The sequence below is a fragment of the Streptomyces sp. enrichment culture genome (genome assembly GCF_964273145.1).
Lineage (GTDB): Bacteria > Actinomycetota > Actinomycetes > Streptomycetales > Streptomycetaceae > Streptomyces.
Genome location: NZ_OZ186873.1, coordinates 1963330 through 1985977 on the forward strand (window position 1 = coordinate 1963330; position 22648 = coordinate 1985977).

The following is a 22648-nucleotide window of genomic DNA, read 5'->3' on the forward strand; positions in this document are numbered from 1 at the left end:
CCGAAGAGCTCTGGAGCCGCGGGCTCCTAGCAGCCGATCAGGCGCGCGGCCAGGTAGCCCTCGATCTGGTCGAGGGAGACGCGCTCCTGCTTCATCGAGTCGCGCTCGCGGACCGTCACCGCGTTGTCCTCCAGCGTGTCGAAGTCGACCGTCACGCAGAACGGCGTGCCGATCTCGTCCTGGCGGCGGTAGCGGCGGCCGATGGCGCCGGCGTCGTCGAACTCGATGTTCCAGTGCTGGCGCAGCGCCTGGGCGAGCCCCTTGGCCTTCGGGGACAGCTCCGGGTTGCGGGACAGCGGGAGCACCGCGACCTTGACCGGGGCCAGGCGGTGGTCCAGGCGCAGCACGGTGCGCTTCTCCATCTTGCCCTTGGCGTTGGGGGCCTCGTCCTCGACGTACGCGTCGAGGAGGAACGCCAGCATCGCGCGGCCGACACCGGCCGCGGGCTCGATGACGTACGGCGTCCAGCGCTCGCCGGCCTCCTGGTCGAAGTAGGAGAGGTCCTGGCCGGAGGCCTTGGCGTGGGCGGAGAGGTCGTAGTCGGTGCGGTTGGCGACGCCCTCCAGCTCACCCCACTCGCTGCCGCCGAAGTTGAAGCGGTACTCGATGTCGGCGGTGCGCTTGGAGTAGTGGGAGAGCTTCTCCTTCGGGTGCTCGTACCACCGCATGTTCTCCTCGCGCAGGCCCAGGCCGGTGTACCAGTTCCAGCGCTGCTCCATCCAGTACTCCTGCCACTTCTCGTCCTCGCCCGGCTTGACGAAGAACTCCATCTCCATCTGCTCGAACTCGCGGGTGCGGAAGATGAAGTTGCCGGGCGTGATCTCGTTGCGGAAGGACTTGCCCATCTGCGCGATGCCGAACGGCGGCTTGCGGCGCGAGGTGGTCTGCACCTGGGCGAAGTTGGTGAAGATGCCCTGCGCGGTCTCGGGACGCAGGTAGGCGACGGAGCCGGAGTCCTGGGTCGGGCCGAGGTGGGTGGACAGCAGGCCCGAGAACTGCTTGGGCTCGGTGAACTGGCCCTTGTTGCCGCAGTTGGGGCAGTTGACGTCCGCCAGGCCGTTCTCCGGCAGGCGGCCGTGCTTGGCCTCGTACGCCTCCTCCAGGTGGTCGGCGCGGAACCGCTTGTGGCAGGAGGTGCACTCGGTGAGCGGGTCGGTGAAGGTGGCGACGTGGCCGGAGGCGACCCAGACCTCGGGGGCGAGGATCACGGACGAGTCGATACCGACGACGTCCTCGCGCGACGTCACCATGTAGCGCCACCACTGGCGCTTGAGGTTCTCCTTCAGCTCGACACCCAGCGGACCGTAGTCCCAGGCGGCGCGCTGACCGCCGTAAATCTCACTGCAGGGGAATACGAAGCCACGGCGCTTGCTCAGGCTGACGATGGTGTCGATCTTGTCGGCGGCCACGGTGCTCTCTTCATTACGACGACGGGCGTTGAAGCGAGACGCTTCAGAGCGAATGCCTCAGGGTACCGGCGGATGCTCCCCCTCAATCAAATCGGTGCCGGGCAGGCGGTGCAGCCCAGGGGCCCCTCCCGTGCCACCGGGGGTCCCGCGGGGGCCTCCCGGGGCGTTTGTTGACAACCGTTTCCATATTTGTTGAAAATGAGTGTCATGAACGTACGACGACACCGCATATCCGGGATATCCGGGATCGCGCTCGCGGCCACCGCCGCGCTCGGCCTGGGCACCCTCACCGCCTGCTCCTCCGACAACGCGGCGGCAGGCGACACGGACGGGTTCGACGTCGTCGCGTCGTTCTACCCGATGGCCTTCCTCGCCGAGCAGATCGGCGGCGACCACGTGAAGGTCACCAGCCTCACCCAGCCCGGCCAGGAGCCGCACGACCTGGAGATCAGCGCCAAGCAGACCGCGCAGCTGGAGGAGGCCGACGCGGCGCTCTACCTCAAGGGCCTGCAGCCCTCCGTCGACGAGGCGATCACCCAGTCCGGGATCAAGACGAAGATCGACGCCGCGACGCTCACCTCGCTGGAGGAGCACGGCACCGAGGTCGGCGGCCACGCCGACGAGCACACCGGCGAGCACGCCGGCGAGCACGCCGACGAACACGCCGACGAGCACGCCGACGAGCACGAGCACGCTCACGAGGGCGGCCAGGACCCCCACATCTGGCTGGACCCGGTGAAGTACGCCGAGGTCGCCGAGGGCGTCGGCAAGGCCTTCGAGAAGGCCGACCCCGACCACGCCGCCGACTACGCGAAGAACACCGAGGCCCTGGTGAAGCGGCTCGGCGAGCTGAACACGAAGTTCGAGACGGGCCTGAAGGACACCGAGACCAAGGTCTTCATCACCACCCACGCCGCCTTCGGCTACCTCGCCGAGCGCTACGGCCTGACCGAGGAGGCCATCAGCGGCCTCGACCCCGAGTCGGAGCCCAGCGCCGCCCGCGTGAAGGACCTGTCGAAGACGGCGAAGGCCGAGGGCGTCTCCACCGTCTTCTACGAGACCCTCGTCAGCGACAAGACCGCGAAGACCCTCGCCGCCGACGCGAACCTGAAGACGGACGTCCTCGACCCGATCGAGGGCATCACCGACCGGTCCCGCGGCGACGACTACTTCCAGGTCATGGAAGCCAACCTCGAGGCCCTGCGAAAGGCCCTGGGAGCGAAGTGACACACCCCTCGGAGGGCGGCATGAGCGAGCCCGTCACAGCACCTGTCGCCGAGCCCGTCATATCCATGCGCGGCGTCCGCGCCGAGCTGGGCTCGCGCCCCGTCCTGCGCGGCGTCGACCTCACCGTGCGCCGCGGCGAGGTCGTCGCGCTGCTCGGCGCGAACGGCTCGGGCAAGTCGACGGCCGTGCGCAGCGTCATCGGCCAGGTGCCCGTCGGCGCCGGGGAGATCGAGCTGTTCGGCACCCCGCGGCGCCGGTTCCGCGACTGGGCGCGCGTGGGGTACGTCCCGCAGCGCACCACGGCCGCGGGCGGAGTGCCCGCGACGGTGACGGAGGTGGTCTCCTCCGGCCGGCTGTCCCGCGCCCGCTTCGGCGTCTTCCGCAAGGCCGACCGCGAGGCGGTCCACCGGGCCCTGGAGCTGGTCGGCATGGCGGACCGGGCCAAGGACTCCGTGAACGCCCTGTCCGGCGGCCAGCACCAGCGCGTGCTCATCGCCCGCGCGCTCGTCGCCGACCCCGAGCTGCTGATCATGGACGAGCCGATGGCCGGCGTCGACCTGGCCAGCCAGGAGGTGCTGGCGGCGACGCTCAGGGAGCAGGTCGCGGCGGGCGCCACCGTCCTGCTGGTCCTGCACGAGCTGGGGCCCCTGGAGCCGCTGATCGACCGGGCGGTCGTCCTGCGCGACGGCTGCGTCCTGCACGACGGCCCGCCCCCGAAGGCCGTCGGCCAGCACGCGCTGCCCGGCCACGACCACGTCCACCCGCACGCGCCGGCGGGCGCCGAACCGGTCCGCACCGGACTGCTGAGCTGAGAAGCCCCACCATGGAAATCCTGAACTACGCCTTCATGCAGCGGGCGCTGCTCGCGGCCGTCCTGGTCGGCGTCACCGCCCCCGCCGTCGGCATCTACCTCGTGCAGCGCCGCCAGGCCCTGATGGGCGACGGCATCGGCCACGTGGCGATGACCGGCGTCGGCCTCGGCTTCCTGCTGTCCTGGTCGCCGGTGTGGATGGCGACCCTGGTCTCCGTGCTCGGCGCGGTCCTGATGGAACTGATCCGCTGGTACGGCAAGACGCGCGGCGACATCGCCCTCGCCATGCTCTTCTACGGCGGCATGGCCGGCGGCGTGATGTTCATCAACCTCGCGCCCACGGGCTCCAACGCCAACCTCACCTCGTACCTGTTCGGCTCCCTGTCCACGGTCTCCGAGTCCGACGTGACGGCCATCTGCGTCCTGGCCGCCTTCGTGGTCCTGGTCACCCTGGGACTGCGCCGCCAGCTCTTCGCGGTCAGCCAGGACGAGGAGTTCGCCCGGGTCACCGGGCTGCCGGTGCGCGCGCTGAACCTGCTGACGGCGATCACGGCGGCGGTCACCGTCACCGTCGCCATGCGCGTGGTGGGCCTGCTGCTGGTGTCGGCGCTGATGGTCGTCCCCGTGGCGGCGGCCCAGCAGCTCAGCCGCAGCTTCGCCGCGACGTTCGCCGTCGCCGTCGCGATCGGCGTGGCCGTGACCCTCGGCGGCACCGTCACCTCGTACTACCAGGACGTGCCGCCCGGTGCGACGATCGTGCTGCTGACCATCGGCGCGTTCATCGTGCTGACGGCGCTGGCGGCTCCGCTGGCCCGGCGGCGCGCGCGGGCGGCGGCCTCCGCGCAGCCCTCCGGCGACCCGGTGGAGTGCACGATTCCGGTCAGTCGGGGGGCCGGCGACGCGGCCGGCGTCTGACCGCCGTCGGTCCGGGCTGGCACAATGACCCGGCAAGGAGCAGACGTGAGGAGGCAACCGGTGACGACCGCTGGACCGTCCGTCAAAGGACGCGCCACCCGGCAGCGCGCCGCCGTGGCGGCGGCCCTCGCCGAGGTCGACGAGTTCCGCAGCGCGCAGGAACTCCACGACATGCTCAAGCACAAGGGCGACTCGGTCGGGCTCACCACGGTCTACCGCACCCTCCAGTCCCTCGCCGACGCCGGCGAGGTCGACGTGCTGCGCACCGCCGACGGCGAGTCCGTCTACCGCCGCTGCGCCAGCGACGACCACCATCACCACCTGGTGTGCCGCTCCTGCGGCAGGGCGGTCGAGGTCGAGGGCCCGGCCGTGGAGAAGTGGGCGGAGGCCATCGCCGCCGAACACGGCTACGTCAACGTGGCGCACACGGTGGAGATCTTCGGCACCTGCGCGGAGTGCGCGGCGGCGGGCGGCTGAGACCGGACCCGGTCCGGACAGGAGGTCCCGGCTGGAGGCGGGTCGGGTCGCGGTCGAGGATCTGCCGCGTCCGCCGCGCTCCCCACGTCCCTCCCGGGCGGCACGCCGGGACAGGCCGCGTCCTCGTCGGGGCCGAACGCGGGACGAACAGGTCCCGGGCCTCCCTCCGGCCCGCTCGCGCGCCCGCAGCGCCGACGCGCAGTCAGTCCCCCGCGGCCGGCCGGTGCGCCGGCTCCACCGCGTCCCGCGCGGCGTCCCGCCCCATGGCCAGGACCATGAGGCGGGATCGTGCGGTACGGCTCACGCCTCCTGCTTGCCCTCCATGGCCAGCAGTTCCTCGTTGGGGATGGCGCCGCCGAAGCGGCGGTCGCGGGAGGCGAACTCCAGGCACGCGCGCCACAGGTCACGGCGGTCGAAGTCCGGCCACAGCACGTCCTGGAAGACCATCTCGGCGTACGCGCTCTGCCACAGCAGGTAGTTGGAGGTGCGCTGCTCGCCGCTGGGCCGCAGGAACAGGTCCACGTCCGGCATGTCCGGGTAGTACAGGTACTTCGCGAAGGTCTTCTCGGTCACCTTCGACGGGTCCAGCTTCCCGGCCCTCACGTCCTGCGCGATCGCCTGCGCCGCGTCCGCGATCTCGGCCCGGCCGCCGTAGTTCATGCAGAAGTACAGCGTGAGCCGGTCGTTGTCCTTGGTCTGCTCCTGGGCGATCTGGAGCTCCTTGGCCACCGACTGCCACAGCTTCGGCATCCGTCCCACCCAGCGCACCCGCACGCCCAGCTCGTCGAGCTGGTCGCGGGACTTGCGGATGAAGTCGCGGTTGAAGTTCATCAGGAAGCGGACCTCCTCCGGGGAGCGCTTCCAGTTCTCGGTGGAGAAGGCGTACAGGGAGATCGCGCCCACGCCCATCTCGATCCCGCCCTGGAGCACGTCCAGCACCCGCTCGGCGCCCACCTTGTGCCCCTCGGTGCGCGGCAGCCCGCGCTCCTTCGCCCAGCGCCCGTTGCCGTCCATGACGATCGCCACATGGTTCGGGACCAGCTCACCGGGGAGCTTCGGGGGCCGCGCGCCGGACGGGTGCGGTTCCGGCGCCTTGTACTCCCGGCGCTGGCGCCCCAGGAATCCGCGTACGGCCATGTGTCTCTCGTCTCCCTCTTGCTGTTGCTCTTACTTTTCGACGTACCGAAGGGAGCGCAGGCCGCGCTCCAGGTGCCAGTGCAGGTACGCGGACACCAGCCCGCTGCCCTCCCGGACGTACCGCGGCTCGCACGCGTCCGCGGTCTCCCAGTCTCCCGTGAGCAGCGCGGCGAGGAGTTCCAGGGTCTGCGGCGAGGGCACGACGCTGCCGGGCACCCGGCAGTCGGCGCAGACCGAGCCGCCGGAGGCCACGGAGAAGAACCGGTTGGGGCCGGGCATGCCGCACTTCGCGCAGTCGCCGAAGCTCGGGGCGTACCCGTTGACGGCGAGGGAGCGCAGCAGGAACGCGTCGAGGACGAGGTGCGGGGCGTGCTCGCCGCGGGCGAGGGTGCGCAGCGCGCCGACGAGCAGCAGGTACTGCTGGACCGCCGGCTCGCCCTCGTGGTCGGTGAACCGCTCGGCGGTCTCCAGCATGGCGGTCCCGGCGGTGTAGCGGGCGTAGTCCCGCACGATGCCGCCGCCGTACGGCGCGATGGTCTCGCTCTGCGTGCACAGCGGCAGCCCGCGCCCCACCAACTCGCTCCCCCGCGCGAAGAACTGCACGTCGACGTGGGAGAAGGGCTCCAGGCGGGCCCCGAACTTGGACTTGGTGCGCCGCACGCCCCTGGCCACGGCCCGTACCCGGCCGTGACCGCGGGTGAGCAGGGTGATGATCCGGTCCGCCTCACCCAGCTTCTGGGTGCGCAGCACGATGCCGTCGTCGCGGAACAGACTCATGCAGCCATTCTGCCTCCCCGCGCCGGGCCGCCCCGCGACGGTGTCCCCCCGCTCGTCCCGCCGCGCGGCCACCGCGGCGGCGGCCACCGCCCCGGTGGCCGCCTTCCGCGTGCCCGGTCCCGGCGGCGGCCCGCCGCCGCCTCCCCCTCACCGGCCGCGTCCCGGCCCGGGCAGGCCCCTGGGGGGCCGGGGTCGGGCCCGGGCCGGGACGCCCCTCACCGGCACCTGCCCGCGGGTCCCCGGGGGGCCGGGGCCCGACGCGGGACGGGCCGGCCGTCCGGGCCCCGGCGGCGTCCCTTCAAGGGACCTCGCCCCGGCTGCGCGCGTTGGCGTACGCCGTCACCGCGCTGATCCGCTCCGCCTGGGTGGCGTGGCGCACGGCGCACGGCTCGGCGTCCCACTCCCGGCCGCCGCCGTACGGACGCAACTGCACGTACGGCCCTTCGTGTCCCATGACGATCCCGAGTCGCCCCGTACGGGTGTCGATCACGTACGCCCCGACGGGCGGCTTCACCGCAGTACCGCCGCGAGCCGGCGGGCGGTCTCCACGGAACACCGCCCCAATTCGACGAGCAGGCAGGGCGTCCGCCGCGCAAGACTTACCGGGTCGAGCCCGAGTGACGGGAGGGTAATTCCGGCCTTCGCGAGCGCCGCCCGCAATTCTTCCACTACCTCCTCGGCTTCTTCGATGCAGAGCGGAGGATGTTGCTCTTTCAACGTGCTCCTTCCGTTTTCATTTCACGCTTTGTATCTCCAGCATGATGCCCCACATTTACACTCGGCAGCCGTCGACGCTCTACAAGCTCGGCGCAGTTCAAGGGGGTTGGCCGTGGCCAACGGTTCGCACGGACCGCGGCGGGCGGCAGGGGAGTTCTTCGGTGCGGAACTCGAGCAGCACCACGAGGACGCGGGGGTCACCCGGGTGGAACCGGGGGCGCGGGTCTTCACCTCGGGTCCCTATACCGGGCAGTTCGAGCAGGATATTCGAAAACCGCGGTTCGATATCGACCAGCGGATCGACGGAGTACTGCAAACCGACGGTATTTTCGAGCGGCTGTGCCGCAAACCCATCAGGAGCCAGCCGAATCGGGAGCACTTCGCTCACGTGGTGAACCGGAACGGCCGGCGGCGGAGATCCGCGGGTGCGCGCCGGCGGCGGTGGAGCGAGCCCGCTCGCCCCGCGGTCCGCCCGGGGCCGGGGGCGGAGGGGCGCGGGCGATGCGCGAGCGCGACCGGGCCAACGACCGCCGGCGCAGGAGCGGCCACAGCGGTGGCACCGGCGGGGAGGGCTGCGTCGAGGTGGCCGGCGGAGTCCCGGCGCGGTCCCCGTCCGGGGACGGCGAGGTGACCGGTGGACCCGTGGTCGGCGTCGGGGCGGCGGCCTCCTCACCGACCGCGCCGGCCGGCGCCGTCCCGCCCGACCGGAAAGCGCGCCGGGGGGGACCGCGTGCGGCGACCGCGCGCGGTGCCGCTTCCCGGCCACCGGGGGGCGGGACGGCCGGGACGTGCGCCGCGGCCGGGACGGCCGGGCGCCTCCGGGCGGAGGCGGCGGCCCCTACGACGGCGTACGCGCCTCCGCCAGCAACCGGGTCACGTCCTCGGCGCGGATGGTCAGGGCCGCGCCCACCGTCGCCAGGACGTCCCGCTCGGCGGCCGTGTAGGGCCCGTCGGCCAGGGCGATGCGCGCGCCGGTGAGCAGGACCGACGCCCGGCCGGCGGGGGCGAGGTGCGGGGCGAGCGGGTCCAGCGCCTCGTGCAGCTCTATGGCCAGGCCGGGCACGCAGGGCTCCTCGCAGTACCGCCCGGTGTCCGCCTCCACCGCCTCGACCAGCGCGGCCAGCCGCTCCTCGGTGCAGTCCCCGAAACCGGCCGCGCGCACGGCGACGGCGGCCGTGTGCAGCGCCGTGCGGGAGCCGGCGCCGCCCGCGGCGAGGACCGCGAGGGCGACGGTGTGGACGGCGTCGCGGAGCATCGCGGAGAAGCGGGTGGTCGTCGGGTGGTCCAGGACGTCGGTGCCGAAGCGCCCGCGGCAGGCCGCGCACTCGACGACCGGTCCCGTCTCGCCGCGCGGCACCACCGGCACGCCGAGCAGCGTGAGGCGGCGTCGGCCGGTGAGGCGCTGGTAGTTGCGGTCGCCCCCGCAGCCGGGGCAGAAGAACTCGCCGTCCCCGGCGGGCGTCCATGCGGTACGGGTGCCCAGGATGCGTGCGCATCGGGCAGCTCGGCCGTTTCGTCCCCGTCCAGGCAGCACGTCGCACCTCCGTAACCTCGCGGCATCATCGCCGCGATGGCGTGATGTTAGCCACATCGCCGGTGTGGAGTCAGCACCCCGGACGAGACCTTTCCGTGACCTGCGCGCGCGGATGGCCGGTATACGACGGGGCCCCGCCCGCCGGTCCGCGGCGGGCGGGGCCCCCGATCACCGATCCGGCTGGTCAGCGCGCCGCCCGGTTGACGGCGGAGACGACCGCCTTCAGCGAGGCGCGGGTGGTGTTCGCGTCGATTCCGATGCCCCACAGGACCTTGTCGCCGATGGCGCACTCGATGTAGGAGGCGGCCTGCGCCGAGGCGCCCTCGCTCATCGTGTGCTCCTGGTAGTCCAGCAGGCGCACGTCGATGCCGACGGTCTGGAGGGCGTCGAAGAAGGCGGAGATCGGGCCGTTGCCGGAGCCGGTCAGGACGGTGTCCTCGCCGTCGACGGTCGCCTCCACGGTGAGGGTGTCCACGCCGTCGCGGTCGGTCGTCGTCTGGCCGTTCCTGACCTGGATGCGGCCCCAGGGGTTGGCCGGGTTGGGCAGGTACTCGTCCTGGAAGACCGCCCAGATGTCCTTCGGGGTGATCTCGCCGCCCTCGGCGTCGGTCTTCGCCTGGATGATCTTGGAGAACTCGATCTGCATCCGGCGCGGCAGGTCCAGCTTGTGGTCGTTCTTCAGGACGTAGGCGATGCCGCCCTTGCCGGACTGGGAGTTGACGCGGATGACGGCCTCGTAGGAGCGGCCGACGTCCTTGGGGTCGATGGGCAGGTACGGCACGGCCCACTCGATGTCGTCGACGGTCCTGCCCCGCGCCTTCGCGTCGGCCTCCATCGCGTCGAAGCCCTTCTTGATGGCGTCCTGGTGGGAGCCGGAGAAGGACGTGTAGACGAGGTCGCCCACGTACGGGTGGCGCGGGTGGACCTCCATCTGGTTGCAGTACTCCCACGTACGGCGGATCTCGTCGATGTCGGAGAAGTCGATCTGGGGGTCGACGCCCTGGGAGAACAGGTTCATGCCCAGGGTGACCAGGTCGACGTTGCCGGTGCGCTCGCCCTGCCCGAACAGGCAGCCCTCGACGCGGTCGGCGCCGGCCATCAGCGCCAGTTCGGCCGCCGCGACGGCCGTGCCGCGGTCGTTGTGCGGGTGGGCGGAGAGGCAGACGTACTCGCGGCGGGAGAGGTTGCGGTGCATCCACTCGAAGCGGTCGGCGTGCGTGGACGGCGTCGAACGCTCCACCGTGGCGGGCAGGTTGAGGATGATCTCGCGGTCCGGGCCGGGCTGCCAGACGTCCATGACCGCCTCGCAGACCTCCAAGGCGAAGTCCAGCTCGGTGTCGGTGAAGATCTCCGGCGAGTACTGGTAGCCGAACTCGGTCTCGGGGCCCAGCAGCTTCTCGGCGTACTCCATCACCAGCCGCGTGCCGTCGACGGCGATCTGCTTGATGTCGTCCTTCGAGCCGCGGAAGACGACCCGGCGGAAGACCGGGGCGGTGGCGTTGTACAGGTGGACGGTGGCCCGCCTGGCGCCCCTCAGGGACTCCACGGTGCGCTCGATCAGGTCCTCACGGGCCTGCGTCAGCACGGAGATGGTGACGTCGTCCGGGATGGCGCCGGGGTCCTCGATGATGGACCGGACGAAGTCGTAGTCGGTCTGGCCGGAGGCCGGGAAGCCGACCTCGATCTCCTTGTAGCCCATCTTGACCAGCAGGTCGAACATCGCGCGCTTGCGGGCGGGCGACATGGGGTCGATCAGGGCCTGGTTGCCGTCGCGCAGGTCGGTGGAGAGCCAGCGGGGGGCCTGGGTGATCCGCTGGTCCGGCCAGGTGCGGTCGGGGATGTCGACCTGCTCGTAGCCGCGGTACTTGTGGGTCGGCATGGAACTGGGCTGCTGGCGATTGACCATGATCGCGTGGGCTCCTCAGAGATGTCCGCGGTGTCCGCGTGTCCGGATGGACGGCCGACGACGCAACGCCGAGCTCCGCGGGGAGGGGGTCGGCCTCGACTACAGGCCCTCGCCGCGGCAGCTAAGGAGAAGCAGCCCGAAATGCATGATGCTCCGCAGCCTAGCCGAGGCCCGCCGGATGCGCGGGTGCGTATCAGTATGCGGGACCGGATGGAGAAGCGGGACAAAAGGTGCTGCATGCCACTCGACGCTGATCAGCGGGGCTCCCCGGCCCCGCACGCCCCCCATCTTCGTTGCGGGTAGTGACAGGAGGGTCACGCAGTGCGATGGTGTGAGCATGACCATCACCGCCGCCGGGGGCCGTCCCCCCGTCTTCTGCACCATCGTCCCGCCGCACGTCCTGGACCGGCTCGCGCGGGCCGGGGACCCGCGCCTGTCCGGTCCCGCCCGCCGCACCCTCCAGCGCGACGCCTCCGCGCGCACCCGGCGCCACCTGGCCGCGGTCGCCGGCGTCCCGGCCGCGGCCCCGCGCGCCGGCGCCGAGCCCGGCAGGCCGCACCGCACGGTCTACGACGCCGGGAACGGCACCGACCTGCCCGGCGCGAAGGCGCGCGGCGAGGGCGACGAACCCGGCGCCGACGCCACCGTCAACCGCGCCTACACCGGTCTCGGCGCCACCTTCGAGCTGCTCCTGGCGGCGTACGGGCGCGACTCCATCGACGGCGGCGGCCTGGCGCTGGACGCGACGGTCCACTACGACCGCGAGTACAACAACGCCTTCTGGGACGGCGAGCAGATGGTCTTCGGCGACGGGGACGGCGAGATCTTCCTCGACTTCACCCGGTCCGTCGACGTCATCGGCCACGAACTCGCCCACGGCGTCACCCAGTACACCGCCAACCTGGCGTACTACGGCCAGTCCGGCGCCCTCAACGAGTCGCTGTCGGACGTCTTCGGCTCCCTGGTCAAGCAGCACGCCCTCGGCCAGAGCGCCGCCGAGGCCGACTGGCTGATCGGCGCCGAGCTCCTCGCCCCGCGCGTCACCGGCCGGGCGCTGCGCTCGATGAAGGCACCCGGCACCGCGTACGACGACGACGTCCTCGGCAAGGACCCGCAGCCCGCGACGATGGACGACTACGTCCGCACCGACCGCGACAACGGCGGCGTCCACATCAACTCCGGCATCCCCAACCACGCGTTCTACCTCGCGGCCACCGCCCTCGGCGGCCACGCCTGGGAGCGGGCCGGGCAGATCTGGTACGACGTGCTGACCGGCGGCGAGCTGGAGCAGGACGCGCGGTTCACGGACTTCGCCGCGCTGACGGTGAAGGCGGCCCTGGCCCGCTACGGCGACGGGGCGGAACGGGACGCCGTGCACAAGGCGTGGGGGCAGGTCGGGGTGCGCACGCCGTAGTTCCGTACTAGACACGGTCCCATGCGCATTCAGGTGAGGCGGACCGGAGGCTTCGCGGGCATCGAGCGGCGGGCGGAGGTGGACACCGCGGGCCGCGCCGACGCGGCCGAGTGGCACGCCCTGGCCCGCGCGGCGCTCGCCGCGGGCCGGGACACGCCCCCCGTCGGGGTACCGGACGGGTTCGGCTACCGGATCACGGTGGACGGCACGACGGTGTACGCGGCCGATCCCCGGCTGACGGAGGAGCAGCGCACCCTGGTCTCCAGGGTGCTGAAGGAAGGAGCCTGACTCCCCGGCCCCGCGCGCCGCGGCAGCCGGGGGCCGGGGCGCGGCTCAGAAACCGAGCCTGCGCAGCTGCTTGGGGTCGCGCTGCCAGTCCTTGGCGACCTTCACGTGCAGGTCGAGGAAGACGGGGGTGCCCAGCAGCGCCTCGATCTGCTTGCGGGACTTGATGCCGACCTCCTTCAGGCGCTTGCCCTTGGGGCCGATGATGATGCCCTTCTGGCTGGGCCGCTCGATGAAGACGTTGGCGTGGATGTCGAGCAGCGGCTTGTCGGCCGGGCGGTCCTCGCGCGGGAGCATCTCCTCGACGACCACCGCGATCGAGTGCGGCAGTTCGTCCCGTACGCCCTCCAGCGCGGCCTCGCGGATCAGCTCGGCGACCATGACCTGCTCGGGCTCGTCGGTCAGGTCGCCCTCCGGGTAGAGCGCGGGCCCCTCCGGCAGGAGCGGGATCAGGAGGTCGGCGAGCAGGTCGACCTGCTTGTTCGCGGTCGCCGAGACGGGGACGATCTCCGCCCAGGTGATGCCCAGCTCCCGGCCGAGCTGGTCGATCGCGATGAGCTGCTCGGCCAGGGCCTTGGAGTCCACCAGGTCGGTCTTGGTGACGATCGCGACCTTCGGGGTCTTCCGGATCCCCGCCAGCTCCTTGGCGATGAACCGGTCGCCGGGGCCGATCCTCTCGTTCGCCGGCAGGCAGAAGCCGATCACGTCGACCTCGGCCCACGTGGTGCGCACGACGTCGTTCAGCCGCTCGCCCAGCAGGGTGCGCGGCTTGTGCAGGCCGGGGGTGTCCACCAGGATCAGCTGCGCGTCCGGGCGGTGCACGATGCCGCGCACGGTGTGCCGGGTCGTCTGCGGCCGGTTGGAGGTGATCGCCACCTTCTGGCCGACCAGAGCGTTCGTGAGGGTGGACTTCCCCGCGTTGGGACGGCCCACGAAGCAGGCGAAGCCCGCCCTGTGGACGGCCTCGGACGTTTCCGACGGCTCGGATGACTGACTGCGAACGCTCATGGCGCCCATTGTCCCTGATCCACGGGGCACCGCCGTACCGGTACGCCCCCGCGCCGGACCGGGCCCGGCCCGAAAGCCGCCGCGGCCCCGGCCGGCCCGGTCCACCGGGGTCGTCAGCCCGCGTCCACCACGGCCCGCACCGTGCCGTCCGGCGCGGCGACCAGCACCGGCGTCCCCGGACCGCCCAGGTCCCGTACGGCCGCCAGGTCCTCCGCCGCCGCCGACTCCGCCTCGGTCACCACGGCCGCCGCCTCCAGTGACTTCGCACCGGACGCCACGGCCATCGCCACCGCTGTCCGCAAGGCGCTGAGCCGCAGCGATTCCAGGGCGACGGTGCCGGCGACGTAGGTCCGTCCCGTCTCGTCGCGTACGGCGGCGCCCTCGGGGACGCCGTTGCGGGCCCGGGCGGAGCGGGCCAGGGTGACGATCTTGCGGTCCTCGGGGTCGAGCGCGCTGGTGTCGGTCATGAGGTGAGCATACGGAGCGGTCCCGCGCTCACCCCGCCACGGGGTGCATCGTCCCGCGCCGCCCCTCCGGGGAGGCCGGTCCTCCAAAGCGGTGGGGCGGCCCGGTGCGCACCGGGCCGCCCCACCGTGGCCGGGCTCCTCAGGGGCGGTCCAGCCGCAGCCGCTCCGCGCGCGGCAGCCCCGCCACCACCAGGTCGTACGAATCCTCGACGAGTTCCCGCACCAGGCGGTCCGGCAGGCCGCCGTCGGCCGTCACCGTGTTCCAGTGGCGCTTGTTCATGTGCCAGCCGGGGACGACCAGGCCGGGGTGCTCGGCGCGCAACCGGACCGCCTCCTCGGGGTCGCACTTGAGGTTGACCCTCAGGGGCCGCGCGTCGAGGTCGGTCAGGGCGAACAGCTTCCCCCGGACCTTGAAGACGGACATCTGCGGACCGAACGGGAAGTCCTCCACCGCCGCGCCGAAGGACAGGCACAGCGCGCGCAGCTCCCCCGGGGTCATTCCGGCTTCTCCTCCTCGTCGTCGCCGTCCGGGGAGTCCGCCGGGTCCGCGGGCTCCACCAGCACCGTCACGATCTTGTTGCGGCGGCCGGCGGCGGCTTCCGCCGTCAGGCGCAGCCCGCGCCCGTCGGGGAGTTCGACGACGGCCGAGGCACCGGCGATCGGGACCCGGCCGAGCGCCTTGGCGAGCAGCCCGCCGACCGTCTCCACGTCCTCGTCGTCGTACGACTCCAGCCCGTACAGCTCGCCGAGGTCGCCGATGCCGAGGCGGGCGGTGACCCGGTGGCGGTCCTCGCCGAGTTCCTCCACGGGCGGCAGTTCGCGGTCGTACTCGTCGGTGATCTCGCCGACGATCTCCTCCAGGATGTCCTCGATGGTGACGATGCCGGCCGTGCCGCCGTACTCGTCGACGACGACGGCGACGTGGTTGCGGTCCTTCTGCATCTCCCGCAGCAGATCGCCCGCGTTCTTGGTGTCGGGCACGAAGAACGCCGGGCGCATCGCCGTCGACACCAGCTCCGACTCCGCGTCACGGCTGATGTGCGTCCTGCGGACGAGGTCCTTCAGGTAGACGATCCCGACGATGTCGTCCTCGCTGTCGCCGGTGACCGGGATGCGGGAGAAACCGGAGCGCAGGGCGAGGGTGAGGGCCTGGCGGATGGTCTTGTACCGCTCGATGACGACGAGGTCGGTGCGCGGGACCATCACCTCGCGCACCAGGGTGTCGCCCAGCTCGAACACCGAGTGCACCATGCGGCGCTCCTCGGCCTCGATCAGCGACTCCTTCTCGGCGAGGTCGACCAGCGCGCGCAGCTCCGCCTCGGAGGCGAACGGGCCGCGCCGGAAGCCCTTGCCGGGGGTGAGCGCGTTGCCGATGAGGATGAGCAGCGACGGGACCGGGCCCATGATCCGCGCCAGCGGCACCAGGACGTACGCCGCCGCGGTCGCCGTGTTCAGCGGGTGCTGGCGGCCGATGGTGCGCGGGGAGACCCCGACGGCGACGTACGACACCAGCACCATGACCGCGATGGCGACGGCCAGCGCCTCGCCGGTGGCGGGGAACTCCCTCAGGCAGGCGTGGGTGACCAGCGCCGCGGCGGCCATCTCGCAGACGACGCGGACCAGCAGCGCCACGTTGAGGTAGCGGGTCGGGTCCGCGGCGACCCGGGCCAGCCTGGCGCTGCCGCGCCGCCCGGACCGTACGGCCTCCTCGGCCCGGAAGCTGGAGACGCGCGCCAGGCCCGCCTCCGCGCAGGCGGCGAGCCAGGCGACGACGATCAGGGCGACGGCGCCCAGGACGAGCGCGGGGCTCATGAGACGGTCGGAGCCGGGGACGGGCCGGTCAGGCCCCTCTCCGCACGCCAGCCGTCCACGATGGCCGCCTGCAGGCCGAACATCTCGGCCTTCTCGTCCGGTTCCTCGTGGTCGTAGCCGAGCAGGTGCAGCACACCGTGGACGGTGAGCAGCTGGAGCTCCTCGTCCATGGTGTGCCGCGTCGGCGCCTCGGCGCCCTGCCGGGCGGCGACCTCGGGGCACAGCACGATGTCGCCGAGCAGGCCCTGCGGCGGCTCGTCGTCGTCCTTGGCCGGCGGGCGCAGCTCGTCCATCGGGAAGGACATGACGTCCGTCGGGCCGGGCAGGTCCATCCACTGGATGTGGAGCTGCTCCATGGCGTCGGCGTCCACGACGATCACCGAGAGCTCGGAGAGCGGGTGGATGCGCATCCGCGCGAGCGCGTAGCGGGCGATGTCGAGGATCGCCTGCTCGTCGACCTCGGTTCCGGATTCGTTGTTGACGTCGATCGACATGGTCGTGCTGGTCTACTTCCCCTTGGAGCCCTTGGCGCCCGTCGTGCCGCGCTTCCTGTGCGCGCCGTTCTCGGTGCCGTGCTTGCTGTCGTACTTCTCGTACGCGTCGACGATACGGCCCACCAGCTTGTGCCGTACGACGTCGTGGGACGACAGCCGGGAGAAGTGGACGTCCTCGACGCCCTCCAGGATCTCCTGCACCTGGCGCAGGCCGGACTTCTGCCCGTCGGGCAGGTCGACCTGCGTCACGTCACCCGTGATCACGATCTTCGAGTCGAAGCCGAGACGGGTGAGGAACATCTTCATCTGCTCGGGGCTCGTGTTCTGGGCCTCGTCCAGGATGATGAAGGCGTCGTTGAGGGTACGGCCGCGCATGTACGCCAGCGGCGCGACCTCGATCGTGCCCGCCGCCATCAGCCGCGGGATCGAGTCCGGGTCGAGCATGTCGTGCAGCGCGTCGTACAGCGGACGCAGGTAGGGGTCGATCTTCTCGTAGAGCGTGCCGGGCAGGAAGCCCAGGCGCTCGCCCGCCTCGACCGCCGGGCGGGTCAGGATGATGCGGTTGACCTGCTTGGACTGCAGGGCCTGCACCGCCTTGGCCATCGCCAGGTACGTCTTGCCGGTACCGGCGGGGCCGATGCCGAAGACGATGGTGTGCTTGTCGATGGCGTCGACGTACCGCTTCTGGTTGAGCGTCTTGGGGCGGATCGTGCGGCCGCGTGAGGACAGGATGTTCTGGGTGAGCACCTGGGCCGGGGTCTCCTGGCCGTCGCTCTCCCCCCTCTCGCTCGCCTTGAGCATGGCGATCGAGCGTTCCACGGCGTCCTCCGTCATCGGCTGCCCGGTGCGGAGCACGAGCATCATCTCGTCGAACACGCGCGAAACGAGGGCGACCTCCGCAGGGTCGCCGACCGCGCTGATCTCGTTGCCCCGGACATGGATGTCGGCCCCCGGGAAGGCCTTCTCGATCACGCGCAGGAGGGAGTCGCCGGAACCCAGCACGGTCACCATGGGGTGCTGGGCGGGGACGGTGAACTGCACTTTCGCCTGCCCCTGCGCGGGGGTGTGAGCTGTGGGTGTCTGAGTCATGGGCCGGCGCTTAAGGCCTGCGGTTCCTCCTCGTCAGGGCCGCACGGCTGACGGCGGCCTCGCGACTTCCAGGGTACGACGGGCGGGTGACAACACCGAAGAGCTTTTCGGCGGGGTCTTGCGGCAGCGCCGGGCCGGGCGGTGATCAGGCCGGGCGGCGGAAGCCGATCGTGGGGACCGCCCGGCGCAGCGGCCAGGGCCGGACCAGCTCCTCGGGGACCAGACCGGCCAGGAAGGCGTACCGGCGCAGGGCCGCCGGGTCCTGGCCCTCGACGGACTGGACCTTGCGCCACCAGGCGGCGATCTCGGACCAGCCGGGCGCCGACAGGGAGCCGCCGAACTCCTGCACGGACAGGGCGGCGGTCAGGCCGGCGAAGGCGAGCCGGTCGGCGAGCGGCCAGCCGGCCAGGGTGCCGGTGACGAAACCGGCGACGAAGACGTCGCCCGCGCCGGTGGGGTCGAGGGCCTCGACGGCGATGGCGGGGACCTCGGCGCTCTCCCCGGTGCGCCGGTCCACGGCGTAGGCGCCCTCCGCGCCGCGGGTGACCACCGCCACCGGCACGTGCTCGGTCAGGGCGTGCGCGGCGGCCCGCGGGCAGTCGGTGCCGGTGTAGCGCATGGCCTCCTCGGCGTTGGGCAGGAACGCCTCGCAGTGGGCGAGGTCGGTCAGGCCCGCCAGGTCCCAGGCGCCGGTGTCGTCCCAGCCGACGTCGGCGAAGATGCGGGTGCCCCGGGCGGCGGCCTGCGCGATCCAGGGGGCCGGCTTGCCGGGGGTGAGCGAGGCGACGGCGGCGCGGGCGCGCGGGGGGCAGTCGGGGGCGGGTTCCTCCGGCGGCGGCTCGTGGCCGTGGGAGACCATCGTGCGCTCGCCCTCGTACGCCATGGAGACGGTGACCGGCGAGTGCCAGCCGGGCACGGTGCGCGACGGGGTCAGATCGATGCCCTCGCCCTGTTCGAGGGTGTCCCAGCAGTAGTCGCCGTAGTGGTCGTCGCCGAAGGCGGCGGCGAGGGAGGTGCGCAGGCCGAGGCGGGCCAGCGCGGTCGCCATGTTCGCCACGCCGCCCGGGCTGGATCCCATCCCCCGGGCCCAGGACTCCGTCCCGCGCACCGGGGCGGAGTCGAGCCCGGTGAAGACGATGTCGAGGAAGACGGTGCCGGTCAGGTACACGTCCCAGGGCGGATCGGCCGGTGTGCGCAGGGCCGCCAGGGGGTCGACCTGGGGGTGGCGGCGCGTGTCCGCCGCGGCGGGCGGGGCCGGTGCGGCGGGCGCATCGGCCGCGGCCGGCGCGGCGGACACGGTGGACACGGCGGACACGGCGGACGTGGTCGACGCGGTCGGTGCGTCGGACGCGGCGGACGCTGTCACGGTGCGCTCCCTGGCATGGTGCGGACCAGGCCAGTGTGCACCACGCCGCCGACGGCGCGGCGGTCGCTCCGTTTGCCGGTCAGGCCGTCGCGGTCCCCGGCCGCCCGGTGCGGGCCACGCCCGGCGTCGTGTCCGGCGCCGTGCCCGGCGTCCCGGCGGCCGGGGCCTGCGCCCGCCGGGTGCGGACCCGGTCGTTGCGTCCGCCGCCCCGTACCAGCAGGACGCTCAGCGCGGCCAGGAAGCCGACGACCGTGAGGCCGACCAGGCCGCCCTTGGTCGAGCCGGTGGCGTCCTCGATGATCCCGAAGGCGGTGGGGGCGACGAAGCCGCCGAGGTTGCCGATGGAGTTGATCAGGGCGATGCCGGGGGCGGCGGCACGGGCGTCGAGGTAGCTCTGCGGGATGGTCCAGAAGACCGGGGAGGCCGGTTTGAAGCCCATGGCGGCCAGGCACAGGGCGCCCAGCCCCGCCCACGGCGAGACGAACACGGCGAGCAGGGTGCCGCAGCCGCCGAGGACGAGCAGGGTGACCAGGACGGGCCGCCGCTTGCCGATGCGGTCGGAGACCCGTCCGCTGACGTAGACGGCGGCGATCGCGCACAGCCACGGCACGGACGTCAGCAGCCCCACCTGGAAGTCGCTCACCCCGCCGATGTCGTCCACGATCGACGGGAGCCAGAACGTCACCGCGTACAGGGCGACGTTGATGGCGAAGTAGATCCACAGGAACAGCAGCATCTGCGGGTCGGCGAGCAGCTTCCAGCGCGAGACGCGGGCGGTGCCGCGTGTCGTCTCCCGGGCGGCCTGCTCGGCGTCGATGACGGCGGTCAGGCCGGCCTTCTCCTCGTCGGTGAGCCAGGTCGCGGACTCGACGCTGGAGTCCAGGAAGCGGTAGACGACGAAGCCGAGGACGACCGAGAAGACTCCCTCGATGAAGAACATCCACTGCCAGCCGGCGTGGCCCCAGACGCCGTGCATCTCCATCAGGGCGCCGGAGACGGGGCCGACGATGACGGTGGCGGTGCCGGAACCCATCAGGAAGACCGACGTGGCCCGGCCCCGGTGGCTGTCGGGCAGCCAGCGGCTGAAGTAGTAGATCACCGCGGGGAAGAAGCCGGCCTCGGCGGCGCCGAGCAGGAAGCGCAGGGCGTAGAACATCTCCACGCTGTCGACGAAGGCCATCGCGGTGGCGACGACGCCCCAGCTGATCATGATGCGGGTCAGCCACACCTTGGCGCCGAACCGCTCCATCAGCATGTTGGAGGGGACTTCGAAGATCGCGTACGCGATGAAGAAGATGCCCGCGCCGAGGCCGAACGCGGCGGCCGAGAGTCCCACGTCGGCGCGGAGCTCGTCCTGGGCGAAACCGAGGTTGACGCGGTCCATGTAGTTCGCGACGAACATCACGAAGAACAGGGGGACCACGCGGCGGAAGATCTTGCGGATCGCCGACCGGACGGCCGGCGGGTGCTGCGCTTCGGGGACGGGGGGCACTGCAGGCACGAGCGGCTCCGATCGTGGCAGGGGGGAGGGGTTGCGGGTCGGTCACCAGCGCGGCACGGACGGCGTGACCCAGGCGGGGTCGGCCACGCGCATCGCCGCCGCGTCGTCGCGGTCGCGCAGGGTGCCGTCGTCCTCCAGCCAGCGCCGGTGCAGGGCGGCCAGCCGGTCGGGGTCGACGGTGACACCGAGGCCGGGGGCGTCGGAGACGGCGACCTTGCCGCCCGTGAAGGCGAGGCGCTCGGTGAGGACGTCCTCCGACTGCCAGGGGTAGTGGGAGTCGCAGGCGTGGTGGAGGTTGGGGACGGTGGCCGCGACGTGGGTCATCGCGGCGAGGCTGATCCCGAGGTGGGTGTTGGAGTGCATGGACACCCCGACGCCGAAGGTGCGGCAGACCGCGGCGAGCTGCTGGGTGTTGCGCAGGCCGCCCCAGTAGTGGTGGTCGGAGAGCACGACCTGGACGGCGCCGCGCGTGAACGCCTCCGGGATCTCGGCGAACGTCGTCACGCACATGTTGGTGGCGAGCGGCACCTTCGTGCGGGCGGCGACCTCGGCCATGGCGGGGGTGCCGAGCGCGGGGTCCTCCAGGTATTCCAGGACGTCGCCGAGCTCCTGCGCGACCTTCAGGGAGGTCTCCACCGACCAGGCGCCGTTGGGGTCGAGCCGGAGCGGGTGGCCGGGGAACGCCTCGGCCAGCGCCCGGATCGCGGCGATCTCCTCCTCGGGCGGGAAGACGCCGCCCTTGAGCTTGAAGGAGGTGAAGCCGTACCGCTCGGTGAAGGTCCGGGCCTGCTCGACCACGCCGGCCGGGTCGAGGGCGGCGCCCCAGTCGTCCCGCTCGGCGGCGACGCCCTCCGGGTGGCCGGCCCACTTGTAGAACAGGTACGCGCTGTACTCGACGGCGTCGCGCACCTTGCCGCCGAGCAGGGCGTGCACGGGCAGTCCGAGCGACTTGCCGAGGGCGTCCAGGCAGGCCACCTCGAAGCCGGAGACGACCGACAGGCGCAGCTTGTCGGCGGTCTGCACCCCGCGCAGTCCTCCGACGTCGACCTGCCCGGAGACGCGGGAGGCGTCGACGGCGACCTCGTCGGCGAGCAGGAAGAGGCCGTTGAGGTCGCTGACCTGGCACCCCTTCAGCTTCTCGGCGAAGGGGCGGGCCAGCTCCAGGTACTTGGTGTCGCCGTACGTCTCGCCGACGCCGGTGACCCCGTCGGCGGTCTCCACCTCCACGATCAGCCGGGGCGTGTACGGCTGGTGGACGCCCTGGGTGTTCAGCAGCGGCGGGTCGGCGACGAGGATAGGCGTCAGGCGGACGTCGGTGATCGTGAGGTTCACAGGGAGGCTCCTACGAGGTCGAGGCCGGTGGTGAGCAGGGACTTCAGGGCCGCCAGGTCGGCGGGGGCGGGGTCGGTGAGCGGGGCGCGGACGGGGCCGACCGGGCGGCCGCGCAGCCGGGCCGCCGCCTTCACCAGCGACACGGCGTATCCGGGCACCCGGTCGCGCAGTTCGACGAGCGGGACGTAGAAGTCGCGCAGCAGCTTGTCCACGGTGCCGTCGTCGCCGCCGCGCAGCGCGGTGAAGAAGGCGTTCGCGATCTCGGGGGCGAAGGCGTGCACGGCGGAGGAGTAGGCGGGGACGCCGATCGCGGCGTAGGCGCGGGCCTGGATCTCGGCGGTGGCGGCGCCGTTGAAGAACAGGAAGTCCTCGGGGGCGGCGAGGGTGAGGCGCTGGAGGCGGTCGAGGTCGCTGTGGCCGTCCTTGAGGCCGATGACGGTGTCGAGGGCCGCGATCCGCCGGAACGCGGCGGCGGTGAGGGCGACCTGTCCGCGCTGGTAGGCGATGAGCGGCAGCCGGGTGCGGGCGGCGAGGTGCTCCACCTGGGCGACCAGGCCGTCCTGCGGGGCGGCGGTGAGGTAGTGCGGCAGCACCAGCAGCGCGTCGGCGCCGGCGTCCTCGGCGATGCGGGCGAAGCGGGCGGCCTGCGCCCAGCCGTAGCCGGTGCCGGCGACGACGGGGAGGCGCCCGGCGGCCTCCTCGACGGCGATGGTGACGACCCGCCGGTACTCGTCCTCGTCCAGGGAGAAGAACTCGCCGGTGCCGCAGGCGGGGAAGAGGGCGCCGGGGCCGGTGGCGATCTGGGCGGCGACATGGGCGCGGAAGCCGTCCGCGTCGAGGGTGCCGTCCGCGCGGAAGCTCGTCAGCGGGAACGACAGCACCCCGTCGGCCATGCCTGCGCGCAGTCGTCGCGCCACGGCGTCCACGTCCGTATCGAGACCCACGATTATCTCCTCATGTAGACGTCATC

General features: G+C 72.3%; 23 protein-coding genes. 6 read left to right on the plus strand and 17 right to left on the minus strand.

The features are described from left to right. Nucleotides 1–26: 26 nt before the first annotated feature. On the minus strand, nt 27–1409 hold the full coding sequence (locus ACSU6Z_RS08940) for a glycine--tRNA ligase (protein WP_029387426.1): 1383 nt from the start codon (nt 1407–1409) through the stop codon (nt 27–29). 207 nt (nt 1410–1616) lie between these two features. Between ACSU6Z_RS08940 and ACSU6Z_RS08945 the strand changes: the two genes are divergently transcribed. From ACSU6Z_RS08945 to ACSU6Z_RS08960, 4 genes are read left to right on the plus strand one after another with little or no spacing between them, the layout of a single operon-like run. Beyond that, nucleotides 1617–2636: a metal ABC transporter solute-binding protein, Zn/Mn family gene (locus tag ACSU6Z_RS08945; protein WP_437044419.1), complete on the plus strand. Its 1020-nt coding sequence runs from the start codon at nt 1617–1619 to the stop codon at nt 2634–2636. Nucleotides 2637–2656: 20 nt separating this feature from the next. Then, a complete protein-coding gene (locus ACSU6Z_RS08950) occupies nt 2657–3448 on the plus strand; it encodes a metal ABC transporter ATP-binding protein (protein WP_437044420.1) in 792 nt (263 codons plus the stop codon). A gap of 11 nt (nt 3449–3459) precedes the next feature. Then, on the plus strand, nt 3460–4362 hold the full coding sequence (locus tag ACSU6Z_RS08955; protein ID WP_437044421.1) for a metal ABC transporter permease: 903 nt from the start codon (nt 3460–3462) through the stop codon (nt 4360–4362). Nucleotides 4363–4422: 60 nt separating this feature from the next. Further along, nucleotides 4423–4839: a Fur family transcriptional regulator gene (locus ACSU6Z_RS08960; protein ID WP_437044422.1), complete on the plus strand. Its 417-nt coding sequence runs from the start codon at nt 4423–4425 to the stop codon at nt 4837–4839. A gap of 300 nt (nt 4840–5139) precedes the next feature. On the opposite strand, the gene ACSU6Z_RS08965 is transcribed toward ACSU6Z_RS08960, so the two are convergent. The 6 genes from ACSU6Z_RS08965 to leuA all read right to left on the minus strand — a co-directional run bounded on the left by ACSU6Z_RS08965 (nt 5140) and on the right by leuA (nt 10910). After that, on the minus strand, nt 5140–5976 hold the full coding sequence (locus tag ACSU6Z_RS08965; protein WP_437044423.1) for an isoprenyl transferase: 837 nt from the start codon (nt 5974–5976) through the stop codon (nt 5140–5142). Nucleotides 5977–6006: 30 nt separating this feature from the next. Next, on the minus strand, nt 6007–6753 hold the full coding sequence (gene recO / locus ACSU6Z_RS08970; RefSeq protein ID WP_437044424.1) for a DNA repair protein RecO: 747 nt from the start codon (nt 6751–6753) through the stop codon (nt 6007–6009). Between the two features lie 298 nt (nt 6754–7051). After that, nucleotides 7052–7267, minus strand: coding sequence for a hypothetical protein (locus tag ACSU6Z_RS08975; RefSeq protein ID WP_437044425.1), 216 nt, complete (start codon nt 7265–7267; stop codon nt 7052–7054). 300 nt (nt 7268–7567) lie between these two features. Next, nucleotides 7568–7858, minus strand: coding sequence for a hypothetical protein (locus ACSU6Z_RS08980; RefSeq protein WP_437044426.1), 291 nt, complete (start codon nt 7856–7858; stop codon nt 7568–7570). Between the two features lie 450 nt (nt 7859–8308). After that, nucleotides 8309–9004, minus strand: a complete 696-nt coding sequence (locus tag ACSU6Z_RS08985) for a TerB family tellurite resistance protein (RefSeq protein WP_437044427.1) — start codon at nt 9002–9004, stop codon at nt 8309–8311. A gap of 184 nt (nt 9005–9188) precedes the next feature. Next, nucleotides 9189–10910 (minus strand): 2-isopropylmalate synthase, encoded by a 1722-nt coding sequence (leuA, locus tag ACSU6Z_RS08990; RefSeq protein ID WP_437044428.1) that lies wholly within the window; start codon nt 10908–10910, stop codon nt 9189–9191. A gap of 343 nt (nt 10911–11253) precedes the next feature. Between leuA and ACSU6Z_RS08995 the strand changes: the two genes are divergently transcribed. Together ACSU6Z_RS08995 and ACSU6Z_RS09000 are read left to right on the plus strand one after the other, a co-directional pair. Next, a complete protein-coding gene (locus tag ACSU6Z_RS08995; protein WP_437050234.1) occupies nt 11254–12324 on the plus strand; it encodes a M4 family metallopeptidase in 1071 nt (356 codons plus the stop codon). Between the two features lie 21 nt (nt 12325–12345). Then, entirely contained in the window at nt 12346–12612 is a 267-nt protein-coding gene (locus ACSU6Z_RS09000; protein WP_437044429.1) for a protealysin inhibitor emfourin, read from the plus strand. A 45-nt stretch (nt 12613–12657) separates the two neighbouring features. Here ACSU6Z_RS09000 and era read toward each other — a convergent pair whose 3' ends face one another. From era to ACSU6Z_RS09050, 10 genes are all read right to left on the minus strand, one after another. Next, nucleotides 12658–13617, minus strand: a complete 960-nt coding sequence (gene era / locus ACSU6Z_RS09005) for a GTPase Era (RefSeq protein ID WP_437044430.1) — start codon at nt 13615–13617, stop codon at nt 12658–12660. 113 nt (nt 13618–13730) lie between these two features. Then, complete coding sequence (locus tag ACSU6Z_RS09010) at nt 13731–14084, minus strand: cytidine deaminase (RefSeq protein WP_437044431.1); 354 nt, start codon at nt 14082–14084, stop codon at nt 13731–13733. Nucleotides 14085–14223: 139 nt separating this feature from the next. Then, on the minus strand, nt 14224–14583 hold the full coding sequence (locus ACSU6Z_RS09015; RefSeq protein ID WP_437044432.1) for an MmcQ/YjbR family DNA-binding protein: 360 nt from the start codon (nt 14581–14583) through the stop codon (nt 14224–14226). Next, nucleotides 14580–15896, minus strand: a complete 1317-nt coding sequence (locus ACSU6Z_RS09020) for a hemolysin family protein (RefSeq protein WP_437044434.1) — start codon at nt 15894–15896, stop codon at nt 14580–14582. The genes ACSU6Z_RS09015 and ACSU6Z_RS09020 overlap by 4 nt, the downstream gene beginning before the upstream one ends. Continuing rightward, complete coding sequence (ybeY, locus tag ACSU6Z_RS09025; protein ID WP_437044435.1) at nt 15893–16390, minus strand: rRNA maturation RNase YbeY; 498 nt, start codon at nt 16388–16390, stop codon at nt 15893–15895. Before ybeY ends, ACSU6Z_RS09020 begins: the two co-directional genes overlap by 4 nt. 12 nt (nt 16391–16402) lie before the next feature. Continuing rightward, nucleotides 16403–17479, minus strand: coding sequence for a PhoH family protein (locus tag ACSU6Z_RS09030; RefSeq protein ID WP_437044436.1), 1077 nt, complete (start codon nt 17477–17479; stop codon nt 16403–16405). 145 nt (nt 17480–17624) lie between these two features. Further along, nucleotides 17625–18776: a carbohydrate kinase family protein gene (locus tag ACSU6Z_RS09035; RefSeq protein ID WP_437050236.1), complete on the minus strand. Its 1152-nt coding sequence runs from the start codon at nt 18774–18776 to the stop codon at nt 17625–17627. Between the two features lie 148 nt (nt 18777–18924). Further along, nucleotides 18925–20268 (minus strand): MFS transporter, encoded by a 1344-nt coding sequence (locus tag ACSU6Z_RS09040; protein ID WP_437050238.1) that lies wholly within the window; start codon nt 20266–20268, stop codon nt 18925–18927. Between the two features lie 120 nt (nt 20269–20388). Continuing rightward, nucleotides 20389–21678 (minus strand): glucarate dehydratase family protein, encoded by a 1290-nt coding sequence (locus tag ACSU6Z_RS09045; RefSeq protein WP_437044437.1) that lies wholly within the window; start codon nt 21676–21678, stop codon nt 20389–20391. Further along, the gene (locus ACSU6Z_RS09050) at nt 21675–22571 is read right to left on the minus strand and encodes a 5-dehydro-4-deoxyglucarate dehydratase (RefSeq protein WP_437050240.1); all 897 of its coding nucleotides are present in this window, start codon (nt 22569–22571) and stop codon (nt 21675–21677) included. Before ACSU6Z_RS09050 ends, ACSU6Z_RS09045 begins: the two co-directional genes overlap by 4 nt. Nucleotides 22572–22648 lie beyond the last annotated feature (77 nt).